At 76.3% G+C, this 15,424-nt stretch carries 6 protein-coding genes; 1 reads left to right on the top strand and 5 read right to left on the bottom strand.

The genetic code is table 11. The features are described 5' to 3' along the window. Positions 1 to 27: 27 nt before the first annotated feature. The 5 genes from AB0C17_RS12600 to AB0C17_RS12580 all read right to left on the bottom strand — a co-directional run bounded on the left by AB0C17_RS12600 (position 28) and on the right by AB0C17_RS12580 (position 13,123). Positions 28 to 3,531, bottom strand: coding sequence for an amino acid adenylation domain-containing protein (locus AB0C17_RS12600; RefSeq protein ID WP_357478423.1), 3,504 nt, complete (start codon positions 3,529 to 3,531; stop codon positions 28 to 30). Next, positions 3,528 to 5,834, bottom strand: coding sequence for a lantibiotic dehydratase (locus AB0C17_RS12595; RefSeq protein ID WP_357478420.1), 2,307 nt, complete (start codon positions 5,832 to 5,834; stop codon positions 3,528 to 3,530). Before AB0C17_RS12595 ends, AB0C17_RS12600 begins: the two co-directional genes overlap by 4 nt. Further along, positions 5,831 to 8,941 carry a thioesterase domain-containing protein gene (locus AB0C17_RS12590; RefSeq protein WP_357478417.1) on the bottom strand — a complete coding sequence of 1,037 codons (3,111 nt, stop codon included), beginning with the start codon at positions 8,939 to 8,941 and terminating at the stop codon, positions 5,831 to 5,833. Before AB0C17_RS12590 ends, AB0C17_RS12595 begins: the two co-directional genes overlap by 4 nt. After that, complete coding sequence (locus AB0C17_RS12585) at positions 8,938 to 12,399, bottom strand: AMP-binding protein (protein ID WP_357478414.1); 3,462 nt, start codon at positions 12,397 to 12,399, stop codon at positions 8,938 to 8,940. The genes AB0C17_RS12590 and AB0C17_RS12585 overlap by 4 nt, the downstream gene beginning before the upstream one ends. Before the next feature lie 331 nt (positions 12,400 to 12,730). Next, positions 12,731 to 13,123: a DUF2267 domain-containing protein gene (locus AB0C17_RS12580; protein WP_357478411.1), complete on the bottom strand. Its 393-nt coding sequence runs from the start codon at positions 13,121 to 13,123 to the stop codon at positions 12,731 to 12,733. 146 nt (positions 13,124 to 13,269) lie between these two features. On the opposite strand from AB0C17_RS12580, the gene AB0C17_RS12575 reads away from it, so the two are divergent. Then, entirely contained in the window at positions 13,270 to 15,384 is a 2,115-nt protein-coding gene (locus AB0C17_RS12575) for a molybdopterin-dependent oxidoreductase (RefSeq protein WP_357478409.1), read from the top strand. The last annotated feature ends 40 nt before the right edge of the window (positions 15,385 to 15,424 follow it).

The following is a 15,424-nucleotide window of genomic DNA, read 5'->3' as shown; positions in this document are numbered from 1 at the left end:
GGGTTCCTTCATTCACAAGGGATCGCGTCACGGGTGAGGTCGGCGGGGTGGCGGGGTACGGCGGGCGCGGCCCCGCCGGGCGGCGGCGCGCATCGCGGCGCGGGCCAGTTCCGGCCGGTCGGCGGCCCCGTCGAGGCTTGCGGCGAGCGCCCGCACGGTCGGGTGGCGGAACAGGTCGAGCATGGTGATCGAGCGGCCGGTGGCCTCGGTGAGCCGGGCGTGCACGGCGGCCAGGGCCATCGAGTGGCCGCCGATGTCGAAGAAGTTGTCGCTCACGCCCACCGCGTCGCGGCCGAGCACGTCCCGCCAGATCCCGGCGATCAGCTCCTCGGTCCCGGTGAGCGCGTCCGAGCCGGCGGGCAACGGCGGGCGGGCCGGTTCGGCGGTGGCGACCGTCATCGCGCCGAGCGCCGCGACCCGCACCGCCGGGCGGGGCAGCTCGGGCGCCACCTCGGCGGCCGGCGCTTCCGGGTCGGCGGCGAGCGCGCCGACCAGCGCGGCCAGGTCGGCCAGGAGTGCTTCGATCCGGTCGGCCTCGAACAGGTCCGGGTTGTGCACCACCTCGACGCCGGCCCGGCCGTCGCGCTCCACCACGTAGACGGTCAGGTCGAACGGCGACCCCGGCTTGGGCACCGGCACCGGCTCGACGGCCAGGCCGGTCAGCGCCAGCCGGGGCGCGACGAAGTTGAGCACGTTGAACAGCACCTGCACCAGCGGGGCGCGGGAGGTGTCCCGGCCCACGCCGAGCGTCTCGACGATGCGTTCCAGCGGCGCGCCCGGGTGGGCGGTGACCTCGTGCAGCTCGGCGGCGGCCCGGTCGACCTGCTCGGCGAAGCTCGCGCCGCCGGAGCGGACCCGCACCGGCACGGTGTCGATGAAGAAACCGATCACCTCGTCGAACGCGGCGAGTCGCCGGTCGGCGACGATCGCGCCGAGCACGTGCTCGTCGCCGCCGGTGACCCGGCGCAGCAGCTCACCGAAGGCGGCCAGCAGCACCGCCGCGACAGTGGTGCCGCGCCGGGCGGCCAGGTCGCGTACGGCCCGGTCGGCGGGCTCGCCCAGCCGCACCGCGGCCTCCGCGCCGGCGTACGTCTGCACGGCCGGGCGGGGACGGTCGCGGGGCAGGTCCAGCACCGTGGGTGCGCCGGCCAGGTGCGCGGTCCACCAGGCCAGGTCGGTCTCGCCCCGGCGCCGGTCCCGGTCGGCGCGCCACACCGCGTAGTCGGCGTACGTGGCGGGCAGCGGCGGGCGGCCCGGCACGGACCGGCCGAGGGCGCGGGCGTACGCGAGTGCCAGCTCGTCGTAGAGCAGCGCCTCGGACCAGCCGTCGAAGACCGCGTGGTGCACGGTGATCGCGAGCACGTGCTCCCGCGCGGCGAGCCGGTACACGGTCACCTGCCAGGGCGGGCCGGTGGCGAGGTCGAACGCGTGCCCGGCGCCGGCCGCGAGCATGCCGGCCAGCTCACCGTCCGGGTCGGCGGCGCCGGTCAGGTCGACCACCGGCACCGCCACGTCGGTCGGTTCCTCGCGGACCGCGTACGGCACGCCGCCGTTGCACGGGATGCGCCAGCGCAGCACGTCGTGCCGTTCGGCGACGGCCCGCAGCGCGGCGCCGAGCGCGGGGACGTCAAGCGGCCCGCGCAGCCGGTGCGCGACCGCGATGTTGTAGGGCGCGCTGGACGGGGCGAGCTGGTCCATGAACCACAGCCGCCGCTGCGGCGGGGACAGCGTCGGCGGGTTGCCGGTGGTCAGCCCGTCGGCGTCGGCGGGGTCGGCGGCGCGGACCCGGTCCACCAGCGCGGCGAACGTGCGGTCGGCGAACAGCACCCGCGTGTCGACGTGCCGGCCCAGTTCCGCGCGCAGCGCCGCGACCAGCCGCATCGCGGCGATCGAGTTGCCGCCGGCGGCGAGGAAGTCGCTGTCCGGGGCGGGCGCGGCGCCGAGGAGCCGGGTCCAGACGCGCCGGACCGCCGCCGTCACCGGGTCGTCGTCGGCGGGCGCGTCGTCCACGGCGGCCGGGGCGGTGGCGGCCAGCTCGCGCAGCGCCGGCCGGTCCAGCTTGCCGGTGGTCGCGCTGACCGGCAGCGCGTCCAGCCGCACCGTCCGGGCGGGCAGCATCGCTGTGGTGAGCCGCGTGTGCGCGTACGCCCGCAGCTCGTCGTGGTCCGGCGCGCCGGACGGGGTGAGGAACGCGACCAGCTCGGCGCCGGCCGGGCCGGGCACCGCCTCCACGGCTACCCGCTCGACGCCCGGGTGGGCGGCCAGCACCGCCTCGATCTCGCCCAGCTCGATGCGCTGGCCGCGCACCTTGACCTGCCGGTCGGCGCGGCCGAGATAGACGATCCGGCCGTCCGGGCCCTGCCGGACCAGGTCGCCGGTGCGGTAGAGCCGTTCGCCGGGGACGTCGCCGAACGGGTCGGGCACGAACCGCTCGGCGGTCAGGCCGGGCCGGTTGAGGTAGCCGTCGGCCAGGCCGGGCCCGCCGATCAGCAGCTCACCGGTCTCGCCCGCCGGCACCGGCCGCAGGTCGGCGTCGACCACGTACGCCCGGTGGTTGGGCAGCGGCCGGCCGATCGGCATCGGGTCGGTGTCGGCCGGGGTGAGGTCGCAGGTCACCGCCAGCACCGTGGTCTCGGTCGGGCCGTAGCCGTTGAGGAACCGCCGGCCGGGCGCCCAGCGGGCGACCAGTTCAGCCGGGACCGCCTCGCCGCCGCAGAGCAGTACCCGCCACGTCGGGAACGCGGCCGGGTCCAGCAGCGCCAGCACGGTCGGGGTGATGAAGCCCCAGGTCACCTCGTGCTCGGCGACGAACCGGGCCAGCCGTACCGGGTCGGCCCGGTCGTCGGCGCCGAGCAGCTGCACCGCGCCGCCGAGCGTGAGCGGCACGAACAGGTCCATGGTGGCCGCGTCGAAGCCGAGCGAGGCGATGCCGAGGCTGCGGACCGAGGCGTCGGCGCCGGTCAGCGCGGTCACGCCGGTGACGAACTCGACAGCGTTGCGGTGGGTGGTCAGCACGCCCTTGGGGCGGCCGGTGGAGCCGGAGGTGAACAGCACGTACGCCGGGTCGCCGGGGCGGGCCGGGCAGGGCACGAGCGGAGCCGGGCCGGGCAGGCCGAGGGCCGTCACGCCGGGCTCGTCGCCGAACTCGGCCGCCGCCGCGTCGCCGACCACCAGGCGGACGCCCGCGTCGCGGGCGATGCCGCGCAGCCGGGCCCGGGGGCCGCCGGGCTCCAGCGGCACGTACGCGGCACCGGCGAGCAGCACGCCGACCACTGTGACCACCAGGTCGGGGGTACGCGCACCGCACACGCCGACCCGGTCGCCCCGGCCGGCGCCGTGCTCGCGCAGCGCGGCGGCCACCCCGGCGGCCCGGTCGACGAGCTGCCGGTAGGTGAGCCGGGTGTCCCACTGGCGCACCGCCACCGCGTCCGGGGTACGGGCCGCCTGCGCGGTGATCAGGTCGGCGAGGGTGGCGTCCGGCCAGGGCAGGTCGCTGCCGTGGACGGCGCCGGCGGTCAGGGTGTCGGTCACCGGAGTGCTCCAAGGTGCTCGGCCGGGTCGGTGATCTGGAGGCGCAGTTCGCTGACGTAACCGCGGCCACGGGCGTCGGGCACCCACGCCTCGGTGGGTGCGGGCAGCAGTTCGGAGACCACCACCGGCACGTCCGGGCCGGTACGCAGCGCCGCGTCGACCATCGCGCACAGCGACTGCGCGTACAGCGGGCCGGTCAGGTCCACGTAGCAGGGTTTGATCTCGGTGCCGACCTTGACGAACACCCGCTCGGGCAGGCCGGTCTCGGCGCGCCAGCGGCGTACCGCCAGGTAGCGGGCGGTCTCGTCGGGGTGGCCGCCCAGCCCGCACGCCCCTGCCGTGGTGCGCCAGGTGCGCCGGGCCACGACCAGCCGGTCGATGGTGATGCGGGGCGTGTACGCGGCGGCGCCGAGCAGCTTGAACGCGTCCAGCAGCAGCGAGCCGAGCAGCGTGGCGAACACCTCCATCAGCGGCCAGCGGGCGCCGTCGGGGAAGACCGCGGTGAGCTGGTCGCCGGTGCGCTCGACCACCACGGCGGTGGCCGGGACGAGGCGGTCCACGTCGGCGCCGTGCGCGGTGTCGATGCCGAGCTGGCGGTCGGCCGGGCCGGTCAGCGCGTACGTGGTGCGCGTGGTGCGGCGGGGGAAGCTGTCCGGCCAGAGCACCCGCAGCCGCACCGGGCCCAGGTCGGCGTCGAGGTCGGCGCGCAGCGCGGCCGGATCCGGGTGGAACGGGCTGAGCACCGCGCTGTCGAACGCGACGGACGCCGGGTGCAGCTCGCCGAGCACCAGCAGGAAGTCGCCGCGCTCGACGGCCTCCGGCGAGGCGGCGCTGAGCTGCACGTCCGGGTTGTGCAGCCGGGCCGACGGCCAGCCGGGCGTCTCGGCCGGGAACAGCTCCCGGGCCCGCTCGGTCAGGTCCGCCGCGCACAGCCGCAGCTCCGCCTGCCCCGCGGGCAGGTCGGCCAGGCCGAACAGCTCGGCCCAGCGCGCGGTGAGCGTGGCGCCGGCCCGGCCGATCGGGCCGTCCGGGGCGACGAGCGTGCCCTGGGCCAGCAGCCACAGGTCGGCCAGCCGCACCGGCTCGCCGTCGGCGGCCAGTTCCTCGTGCAGCTCGGCGAAGACCTCGCCGCAGCGGGTGGCCACCTCGGCGGTGAACCAGCGGGCGGTCCGCAGCACCACCGCCAGCGGCTCGGCGAGCGCCTCGACGACCGCCGACCCGATCCGGAACTCCAGGTCGCGGGCGGTCTCCTCGTAGCAGACGGTGCGGCCGGCGTACATCTGCCCGCTGTGCCGGGTGGCCGGGCGGCCGGTGACGGCGGTGAACTCGGCGTTGAGGGCGGCGAGCGCGGCACCGAGCCGGTCCGGGTCGCCGGCTGCGGCGGCCACCTCGTCGCGGGCGGCGCGCAGCCGGTCGAACCCGGCCGCCGTGGCGGCGCGGACCGGCTCGTCGCCGATCGCGGCGATCCGCGCTTCGAGCACCCGCTCGGCGTCGGGCGCGATCGGCAGGTTCGCGCCCCAGCTGAGCCGGCCGCGCTCCACCCACCGGTCGAGCAGCAGGTAGACGTCGTCGGCGCTGTGCACCTCACCGGCGTCGCACAGCCGCCGCGCCAGATCCAGCGCGGGCGTCCGCCCGTCGCAGGCGCCGAGCACCAGCGCCTCGACCGGGGTCAGCGCGATCGGCGGGTGCATCGGCCAGCGCAGTTCCCGCCCGGCGACGGTCAGGTGGGGTTGCAGGGCCGGCGCCCACCAGCGGCGCACCGCGAGGTCGTCGGCGAGCCGGTCGGCGTACGCGATGAGCGCCCACGCCTCGAAGTAGACCCGCCGCCGGTGCACCAGCGTCCCGCCGGGCACTGTGGTCACGCCGGGCCGGGACGTGTCGAACGTGCCCCAGCAGACCGGGCCGAAGAAGCCGATGGTCTCGGCCTTGCCGCAGTAGCGCTGCCAGTAGCGCAGCAGGCTCAGTTCACGCTTGCGGCGGCGGACGTTGCGCACCCCCGGGTCGGTGCGCAGCAGCCCGTCCAGCGCGATCAGCATGTCCGGGTTCTGCCAGGTCACCGCCTCGCGCAGCAGCGGGTCGCCGGCCAGCTCACCGGCCACCGCGGAGGACTCCGCGAACGCGTCGGCCAGGGCCTTGCCGAACACCTCGGCGCCGGTGTCGCCGGCGAGCAGCGCGTCCGCGGCGGCGGCGCAGTCGGGCGCGGCGAACCGGTCCAGCCCGGCGGCCGGGAACCCGGCGGTACGCAGGACCACGTCCCGCCACACCGACCAGCCGGTGTCGCCCAGGGGCAGCAGGTGGCTCACCGGTGGTCCTCCCGCCCGGTGTCGGTGATGTGCAGGCGCAGCTCGCTGAAGTAACGGCGGCCCCGGCCGTCGGGCACCCACGCCTGTTCCGGGCCGGGCAGCATCTCGCTCACCGTGAACGACACGTCGTCGCCGCCGTCGACCCGGGCGGCGCGCACCATCGCGCAGAGCGTGGTGGCGAACGCCGGCGCGGACAGGTCCACGAAGCAGGGTTTGGTCTCGGTGCCGAGCTTGACGTACACCTGCTCGGGCAGGCCGAGGCGGCGCCGCCAGTCCCGGACGGCGAGGAACCGGTCCCGCTCGCCGTTCGGTACGGCGAGGCCGCTCCCGCCCACCGTGGTCCGCCACGTCTGCCGGGCCAGCACCAGCCGGTCCACGGTGATGCGGGGCGTGTACGGCGCGGCGGCGACCAGCTTGAACCCGTCCACGGCGTGCGCGCTGAGCGGCTCGGCGAAGATCTCGACGAGCGGCCAGCGCTGCCCGTCCGTGGCGGTGGCCACCAGTTCGCCGTCCACCTCGTCGACGACCAGGCCGACGGTGGGCAGCACGCGGGCCGGGTCGGCGCCGGGCGCGTCGAGGAACGCCAGGTGCCTGTCGGTCGGGCCGGTCAGCGACTCGGCGGTGCGGCTGGTCCGCCGCGGCCAGTCGGCCGGGAACAGCAGCCGGACCCGCCGCCGCCCGAGGTCGGCGGCGAGCGCGTCGCGCAGCCGTTCCACGTCCGGGTGCGACGGGGTGAACACGGCGCAGTCGAACGACGACCAGGCGGCGTGCAGCTCACCGAGCACCACCGTGTAGTCGCCGCGCCGCAGCGCGTCCGCGTCGGTGGCGCAGATCTGCAGGTCGGGGCTGTGCATGGCGGCGTTGGACCACTCCGGACCGGTGCCGGGGAACACCGCGTCGATCCGGTCGGCGAGGTCGGCCGCGCGCAGCCGCACGTCTGTGGTGCCGGCGGGCAGCGTGTCCAGGCCGAACAGTCCGGCCCAGCGGGCCGCGAAGTCCGCCGCGACCGCGTCGACCGGCCGTTCCCCGTCGCCCCAGAACATGCCCTGGGCCAGGAACCACAGGTCGGCCAGCGGCACCGGGGCGCCGGACTCGGCGCGCAGCTCCTCGTACAGGCCACGCAGCACGTCCAGGTAGGCGCGGGCGAGCGCGTTGGCAAGCCAGCGGGCGGCGCGCAGCAGCACGTCCAGCGGCGCGGCCAGCTCGGCCAGCAGCGGCGCGCCGAACACCACGTCCAGGTCCCGGGCGCTGTCCTCGTAGCAGACCGTGCGGCCGGCGTACATCTGTCCGGCCCGGCGGACCGCGGGCACGCCGGTCAGCTCGGTGAACGTGGCGTCCAGCGCGTCCAGGGCGGCACGCAGCCGGTCCGCGTCACCGGCCGCGGCGGCCACCGCGTCGCGGGCGGCGCGCAGCCGGTCGAACCCGGCGCGGGCGGCGGCGCGGGCCGGCTCGTCGCCGATCGCGTCGATCCGCGCGGCCAGCACCCGCTCGGCGTCCGGGCTGACCGGCAGGGCCGCGTCCCAGGTGATCAGTTCCCGCTCGACCAGCCGGTCGAGCAGCGCGTACCCGTCCTCCGGGCGGCGCAGCCCGATCGCCGGGTCGGCCACCAGGTCGGCGGCGGCACGCCGGCCGTCGGCCGCGCGCAGCAGCGCCGCCTCGACCGGGGTCAGCGTCAGCGGCGGGCGGCCGGGCCGCAGCACGTCCCGGTCCCGGACGGCCAGGTGGGCCCGCAGCATCGGCGGCCACCACCGCCGCACCGCCGGGTCCGCGCCGATCCGTTCGGCGTACGCGGACAGCGCCCACGACTCGAACCACACCCAGCGCCGCCGGGTCAGGTTCTCGCCGGGGTTGACCAGGGCAACCTCCGGCTGTACGGGATCGACGGCGACCCAGCAACTGGGGCCGAAGAAGCCGACCGTCTCGTTCTTGCCGCAGTAGCGCTGCCAGTACTTCAGCAGCGCCCGCTCGCGGTCCCGGCGGCGTACGTTGCGGGCCGCGTCGGCGCCGCCCCGGACCAGCCCGTCGAAGGCGACGAGCGCGCCCCGGTTCTGCCAGGTGACCGCCTCGCGCAGCAGCGGGTCGGCGGCCAGCTCGCTGAACCGCTGCGCGCCGGCGCGCAGCGCCTCCTCGAACTCCTTGTCGAACCGGTCCGCGCCGGCGCCGGTGGCCAGCAGCTCGTCAGCCGCCGCGGCGGCCCGGGGCGCGCTGAACAGCTCCAGGCCGCCGGCCGGGAAGCCGGTGGTCCGCAGCACCGCGTCGCGCCACACCGACCAGCCGGTGTCGCCGAGCGGAACCCGGTGCGCGGCGCCGGCGGTCCCGCGACCGGCGGCGCGCACCGGGTCCGGACCCGCGTCCGGCGTGCCGGGGCGGGTGTCTGTGGGCGCGGCGGTCAGGTCGGCCCGGATCAGCGCGGCCAGCTCGGGCAGCCGGTCGTGCAGGAAGAAGTGCCCGCCGTCCAGCTCGTGCAGGGCGAACCCGGCGGCGGTGTGGTCGGCCCAGGCGGCGCTCTGTTCCCGGCTGACCGCCCGGTCGGTACGGCCGGCGAACACGACGATCGGCACCGGCAGCGGCTCGCCCGGTACGTGGCGGTAGCTGTCGACCCGGTCGAAGTCGGCGCGCAGCAGCGGCAGCAGCAGTTCCACCAGCTCGGGGTGGTCGAGCAGTTCGGCGGGGAGGCCGCCGCCGTCGCCGAGGCGGCGCAGCAGTTCCTCGTCGCTCGCCCGGGACAACCCGTCGAACGGACCGGGCCCGTCGATGTGCGGGGCGCGGGCGCCGCCGACGTAGAGCCGCAGCGGCAGCGGGCGGCCGGTGCGGCGCAGCTCGCGGACCACGTCGAAACCGAGCCGTCCGCCCATCGAGTGGCCGTAGATCGCGTACGGGCGGTCGGCGCGGGAGGCGATCGCGTCGGCCACGTCGGCGACGTGGAAGCGGGGGTCCTCGGTGATCCGGTTCTCCCGGCCGGGCAGTTGCACCGGCACCACGTCGACACCGGCGCCGAACTCGTCCGCCCAGCGCCGGAACGCGCTGGCGCCCGCTCCGGCGTAGGGCAGGCAGAACAAACGCACCGGCGCCTCGGGTCGGCTTCCGGCGGAGACGAACCAGTTCACCGTGGACCTTTCTGCACGGGGTCGATCCAGTGCCGGCGGCGCTGGAACGGGTAGGTGGGCAGTTCGGTGCGGCGCACCGTGCCCTCGGGGTGCAGCGCGTGCCAGTCGACGTCGTGCCCGGCGACCCACTCGGCGGCCGTCTCGCGCAGCGGCCCGCCGTCACCGGCGAGGCGGGCGCCGGTGTCGAGCAGCACGTCCAGCGCGGACAGCGCGGACGGCAGGTCGGCGGCGACCACCGCCGCCCGGTGGGCGAACGCCCGCCGGCCCAGCGCCAGCGTGGCGGCCACGTCGGGCAGCGCCGGGGCGGCCCCGGCCAGGTGGGCTCGCAGGCGTTCCAGCGCGGCCCGCAGCGCCGCCGGGGTACGCGCCGACACCGGCAGCAGCCACGGCCCCTCGCCGGACGGGTCGGCCGGTTCGGCCGGCGGTGGCTGTTCCACCACGACGTGCGCGTTGGTGCCGCCCAGACCGAACGCGCTCACCCCGGCGACCCGGCGCGCTTCGTCCGGCCAGTCCCGCGCCTTGGTGGGCACGTAGAACGGTCCGGCGGCCAGGTCGATCTCCGGGTGCGGGCGGGTGAAGTGCAGGTTCGGCGGGATCACCCCGTGCCGGACGGCCAGCACCGTCTTGATCAGCCCGGCGATGCCGGCGGCCGCGTCGAGGTGACCGATGTTCGTCTTCACCGAGCCGAGCGCCGTGGAGTCGGCGGGCGCGGCGCCCGCGTACACCTCGTGCAGCGCGGCGACCTCGATGGCGTCGCCGAGCGGCGTACCGCTGCCGTGGCCCTCGACGAAGCGGACCTCGCCCGGCGCGACCTCGGCGGTGGCGAGCGCGTTCGCGACGGCGGCGGCCTGTCCGGCCGGGCCGGGCACGGCGAAGCCGGCCCGGTCCGGGCCGTCGTTTGTGACCGCCCAGCCGGGCAGGATCGCGTAGATGCGGTCGCCGTCGGCCTGCGCGTCGGCGAGCCGGCGCAACGCCACAACGCCAGCGCCGGAGCCGAAGCCGGAACCGTTCGCGGCCTCGTCGAAGGCGCGGCACCGGCCGTCGGGCGAGGCGAGCCCGCCCGCCCGGTGCCGGGGCCACATCACCGTGGCGCCGCCGGCCAGGGCCAGGTCGCACTGGTAGTCGGCGAGGCTCTGCGCGGCCACGCAGACCGCGACGAGTGAGCTGGAGCAGGCGCTCTGCACGGCCATCGCCGGGCCGGTCAGGCCGAGCCGGTACGCCACCTGACCGGGCAGGTGGTCGGTGAACTGGCGGCCGACGAGCCGGGCCTCCCAGTCGTCCGGGTCGACGTCGCCGACCACCGCCGGGTTGTCCATCAGGTGGAACAGGAAGTAGCGGTTGGCCGAGGTGGCGGCGTAGACGCCGACCAGGCCGGGGAAGCGCGCCGGGTCGTGCCCGGCGTCCTCCAGCGCCTCCCAGGCGGTCTCCAGGAACAGCCGGTGCTGCGGGTCGGTGCGGGCGGCCTCGTCGGCGCCGAAGCCGAAGAACTCGGCGTCGAAGTCGGCCACCCCGTCGAGCCGGCCGGTGGCGCGGACGTGCCGGGGGTCGGCGCGCAGGGCCGGGCCGACGCCGAGCACGGCCAGCTCCTCGTCGGTGTGGTCGTGCACCGAGTCGACGCCGGTGCACAGGTTCCACCAGAACGTGGCCACGTCGGGAGCGCCGGGGAACCGCCCGGCGACGCCGACCACGGCGATCTCGTCGCCGGTGTACTCGCGGGCGGCGCGGACCGGCGCGGCGGGCGCGGGCAGCACCGGGGCGCGAACCGCCTCGGGCGGGGCGTCCAGCAGCGCCGCCTGGGCGGCGATACTCGGGTGGTCGAACAGGCGCAGCATCGGCAGCCGTACGCCGAACCGCTCGGCGAGGCGCTGCTGCACCCGGCCCAGCAGCAGCGACTGCCCGCCCACGTCGAAGAAGCTGGCGGTGCGGGCGACCGCGTCGCGGCCCAGCACCGCGCACCAGATGTCGTGCACGGCGCGCTCGGTCTCGGTGGCCGGGGCCTCCTCGGCCGGCACCTCGGTGACCGGGTCGGGCAGCGCCCGCTCGTCGATTTTGCCGGTGACGGTGAGCGGGAACTCGTCGACCACCACCACCGCGCGGGGCACCGCGTAGTCGGGCAACGCGGCGATCAGCGCCGCGCGCAGCGCCACCGGGTCGGGGCGGGCGCCGGCCGGGCGGGCGTACGCGAGCAGTTCGCCGGCCCGGACGACGGCGCGGACGCCCGCGACGCCGGTCTGGGCGGACAGCACTGCCTCGATCTCGGTCAGCTCGACCCGGTGCCCGCGCACCTTGACCTGCCGGTCGAGCCGGCCGAGGCAGACCAGCTCCCCGCCGGGCAGCAGCCGGCCCAGGTCACCGGTGCGGTACGACGGCACCCCGTCGGCGCCGACGCCGAACCGGTCGCTGTCCTGGTTGAGGTAGCCGGGGGCGAGGTGGCGGCTGTGCACCACGATCTCGCCGGTGTCCGGGGCGAGGTCCAGCCGGTAGCCGGGGAAGGCCGTACCCACCGGCAGTGGCCCGCGGGCGTCCGGGTCCACCTCGGACAGCTGCTGCGCGTGCCGGGCGGCGAACGTCATCTCGGTGGCGCCGTAGCCGTTGACGAGCACGCAGCCGGGGGCGAACCGGTCCCGGCCGCGCGCCGCGTCGGCCCAGGTGGCCTGCTCACCGCCGAGCAGCACCGCCCGCACCGTGGGCAGTCGGCGCGCGCCGAGCGTGTCGAGCAGGAAGCGGTAGACGGTGGGCGTGCAGTGCAGCACCGTGGCGCGGTGCCGGTCGAGCTGTTCGACGGCGTGCGCGAGCCCCTGGCGGCGCAGGTCGACCGGTACGACTGCGGCGCCGGTGAGCAGCGCCGGGTACAGGTCGGGGATGGCGGCGTCGAAGCTGAACGACGCGAGCAGGCTGAGCCGGTCGTCCGGGCCGACGCCGAGCGCGGCGATCTGGTTGTCGACGACGTGGGCCAGGTTGCGGTGGGTCTGCCCGACCGCCTTGGGCACGCCGGTGGAGCCGGAGGTGAACAGCACGTACGCGAGCGCGTCCGGGTCGGCGGCGACCGGGCGCAGCGGGGCCGGCGGCACCTCGTCCAGCGGCACCACCGCACGGCCACCGGCCAGCGTGGACGCGAGGTCGCGGTGCTCGGCGGCGCAGGCCACGGCGGTGACCCCGGCGGCGTCGACCATGTGGCGCAGCCGCGCGACGGGGAAGCCCGGATCCAGCGGCACGTACGCGCACCCGGCGGCGAGGGCGCCGAGCAGCGCCGCCACGGTCGGTGTGCCGTGTGCGGTGAGCAGCGCGATCCGGTCTCCGGCGCGCAGGCCCGCGGCGGCGAACACGGCAGCGTGCCCGCCGGCCGCCCCGGCCAGCTCGGTGTAGGTGACCTCGTGGGTCTCACCGAGAAGGGCCGGACGTCCGCCGAGTACCGCCGAGATCGCGCCGAAACGATTGATGATCATCGTCTCTGTCATGTCAGGAAGCGGGTTGCGCTCCACAGACGACAGGCACGCAGCAGCTATCGACGAATGTGATCATTGATCCCCCCCAGGACTTCACATTGGAAGCAGAATATGGCTCACAGCCCGGGCCGGAAGGGGGCCGATCAGGCTTGACCCGAAGGGAGGAAGGCACCCTGGAACGTCGGATGGAGGAATTCGTCCGATCATCCCTCTAGCGCGTAGACGATTTTCAGCGTACGTGACCGCCCACGAATTATTTTACGGTGAAAATACTTCCTGGCCGTCGAATCTTCGTGGCGGCGGCCCCGGTGCCGCAGCTCAACCCGGATCGCGGGGAGCGTGCTCAGACATCGTACGGCGGGCGTGGGATGGGGTCCACCATGGCGTCGAAGCCCTTCGGGAGCTGCGCGACGAGGTCGTGGAACTCCCCCACCGTCACCGTGTCGCGCAGCGTGGCGAGCACCGCCACGGCCCCCACCTCGGCGACCGCCGGGTCCACCGCCGCGCGTTCGGCCACGCGGTACAGGAAGTCGACGGCACCACCCGTGGTGGCGGTGCCCGCGGGCTCCAGATAGCCGCCCACGTCGTCCGGCAGCTGCGCGGCCAGGTCCGTCGCCTCGTCCGCGGTGATCCGGTCGGCGAGGGTCTGCAACACCGCCCGGGAGACGGCCGCCGCCTCGTCGGTGGGCAACTCGGCCCGCCGCGCCACCGCCTCGACGAACAGGGGGAAACGCATCCCACCCCTCCCCTCGCCGCCGGCGGGCACCACGCCACGTGGTCGGCCCCGGCGGGTACCCGCCCCCGCACCGGCCAAACGCCCCACCCACCGGGTGGCGGGAAAGCCGGAGGCCGGGTGGCCTGTCGCATCGGTAGCATCCGCGCATGGGATCCCTCACGACCCACCCCGGCGCCTGCCCGCTGGACTGCCCGGACACCTGCGTCTGGCAACTCACCGTCGACGACGGCCGGGCGGTCGCGCTGCGCGGCGACCGGGACCACCCGTTCACCAGGGGCGCGCTCTGCGGCAAGGTGAACCGCTACCTGGACGCGGTGAACGGGCCGGACCGGCTCACCACGCCCTGGGTGCGTACCGGACCGAAGGGCGCCGGCCGGGTCGCGTACCGGCCGGCGAGCTGGGACGAGGCAGTCGACCGGGTGGCCGCCGGCCTGCGGACGAGCATCGAACGGGACGGCCCGCAGTCGGTGCTGCCCTACTACTTCGCCGGCACCATGGGCCTGGTCCAGGGCTGGACCATGGGCCCCCGCCTCTTCGCCCATCTGGGGGCGTCGCGGCTGGACACCACCATCTGCACGGCGGCGGCGCGGGCGGCGCTGCGCTCGCTCTACGGCGCCTCGGTCGGCTTCGAGCCGGAGTCGATCGTCGAGGCGGGGCTGATCGTGCTCTGGGGCGCCAACCCGCTCGTCACCAACCTGCACCTGTGGCCGTTCGTGCAGCAGGCCCGCGAGCGGGGCGCGTACGTGGTCACGATCGACCCGCTGCGTACCGACACGGCAGCCCGCGGCGACGAGCACGTCGCGCCGCTACCCGGCACCGACGCGGCGCTGGCGCTGGGGCTGATGCGGCACGTCCGCGACGCCGGGGCGGCCGACGAGGCGTGGCTGGCCGCGCACACCACCGGCTGGCCGGAGCTGGCCGCCCGGCTCGACGAGTGGCCGGTGGAGCGGGCCGCCGCCGAGTGCGGCCTGCCGGCCGAGACGGTACGCGGCCTCGGCGACCGGATCGCCACCACCCGGCCGACGGCGGTACGGGTCGGGCTGGGCCTGCAACGCCACCACGGCGCCGGGCAGGCGATCCGGGCCATCTGCGCGCTGCCGCTGGTCACCGGCGACTTCCGGTACCCCGGCGGCGGGGCGCTGGTGACCACCAGCGGCCACCACCCGGTCGACAACGGCCCGGTGATCCGGCCGCGCGGCATGCCGGCTCCACCGGCCCGGACGCTGAACATGAGCCGGCTGGCCGCCGTGCTCACCGGGGAGGCCGACCCGCCTGTCACCTCGCTCGTGGTGTTCAACGCCAACCCGGCGGCGACCGCGCCCGACCAGGCCCGGCTGCTCACCGGGCTGGCCCGCGCCGACCTGTTCACCGTCGTGTTGGAGCAGCGCTGGACCGACACCTGCGACTACGCCGACGTGGTGCTCCCGGCCACCATGCAGCCCGAACACCTCGACCTGCAGACGTCCTACGGGCACCACTACACGACGCTGAACCTGCCGGTGACCCGCGCGCCCGGCGAGGCGCTGCCGAACACCGAGATCTTCCGGCGGATCGCCGCCGCGCTCGGCGTCGACCATCCGGCGTTCCGGGACAGCGACGAGGACCTGGCCCGGCAGTTGCTGGCCGACGCGCCGATCACGTACGAGGAGCTGCGCGAGCGCACGTACGCCCGGCTCACCGGCGTGCCGGTGGGTTCCGCGCCGTACGCCGAGGGCGGCTTCCCCACCCCGGACGGGCGGGCCCGGCTGCACGACCCGGCGCTGGCCGCGCTCGGGGTGGACCCGCTGCCCGGTTACACGCCACCGGCCGAGGCGGCCGACCCGGAGCTGGCCCGCCGGTTCCCGCTGACACTGCTCACCCCGGCCAACCGCTACCTGATGAACTCCACGTTCGCCTCCCTGCCCTGGCACGCCCGCCGCGCCGGGCCGCCCCTGGTGCACCTGCACCCGGCCGACGCGACGGCGCGCGGGCTCGCCGACGGCGACGCGGTGCGCGTGCACAACGACAGGGGCGCGTTCCTCGCCGCCGTGGCGGTGGACGAGGCGGCCCGGCCGGGGTGCGCGTTCACCTACAAGGCGTACTGGGCGCGGCGCAGCCCCGGCCGGTCCACTGTCAACGCGGTCACCGGCGTCCGGGACACCGACCTGGGCGCGGCGCCGACGTTCCACGACTGCCGGGTGCAGGTCGAGCCGGTGCCGGCCGAGCTGCTGACCGCCGAGCCGCCCCTCGACGAGGTCGCCGAACCGGTCGCGGCTGGGTGATTCGGGACCTCCGGCCCCCTGACCTGGTCTTTGCGCCCCT

Origin of the sequence: Micromonospora sp. NPDC048887, from assembly GCF_040649715.1 — a bacterium.
Lineage (GTDB): Bacteria > Actinomycetota > Actinomycetes > Mycobacteriales > Micromonosporaceae > Micromonospora.
This window is presented reverse-complemented; position numbering and strand designations above follow the sequence as displayed.

What these genes read in the sequence shown, in the direction of transcription:
- AB0C17_RS12585 (WP_357478414.1), bottom strand. Translation starts at nt 12,399, where the DNA reads ATGACAGAGACGATGATCATCAATCGTTTCGGCGCGATCTCGGCGGTA.
- AB0C17_RS12580 (WP_357478411.1), bottom strand. Translation starts at nt 13,123, where the DNA reads ATGCGTTTCCCCCTGTTCGTCGAGGCGGTGGCGCGGCGGGCCGAGTTG.
- AB0C17_RS12575 (WP_357478409.1), top strand. Translation starts at nt 13,270, where the DNA reads ATGGGATCCCTCACGACCCACCCCGGCGCCTGCCCGCTGGACTGCCCG.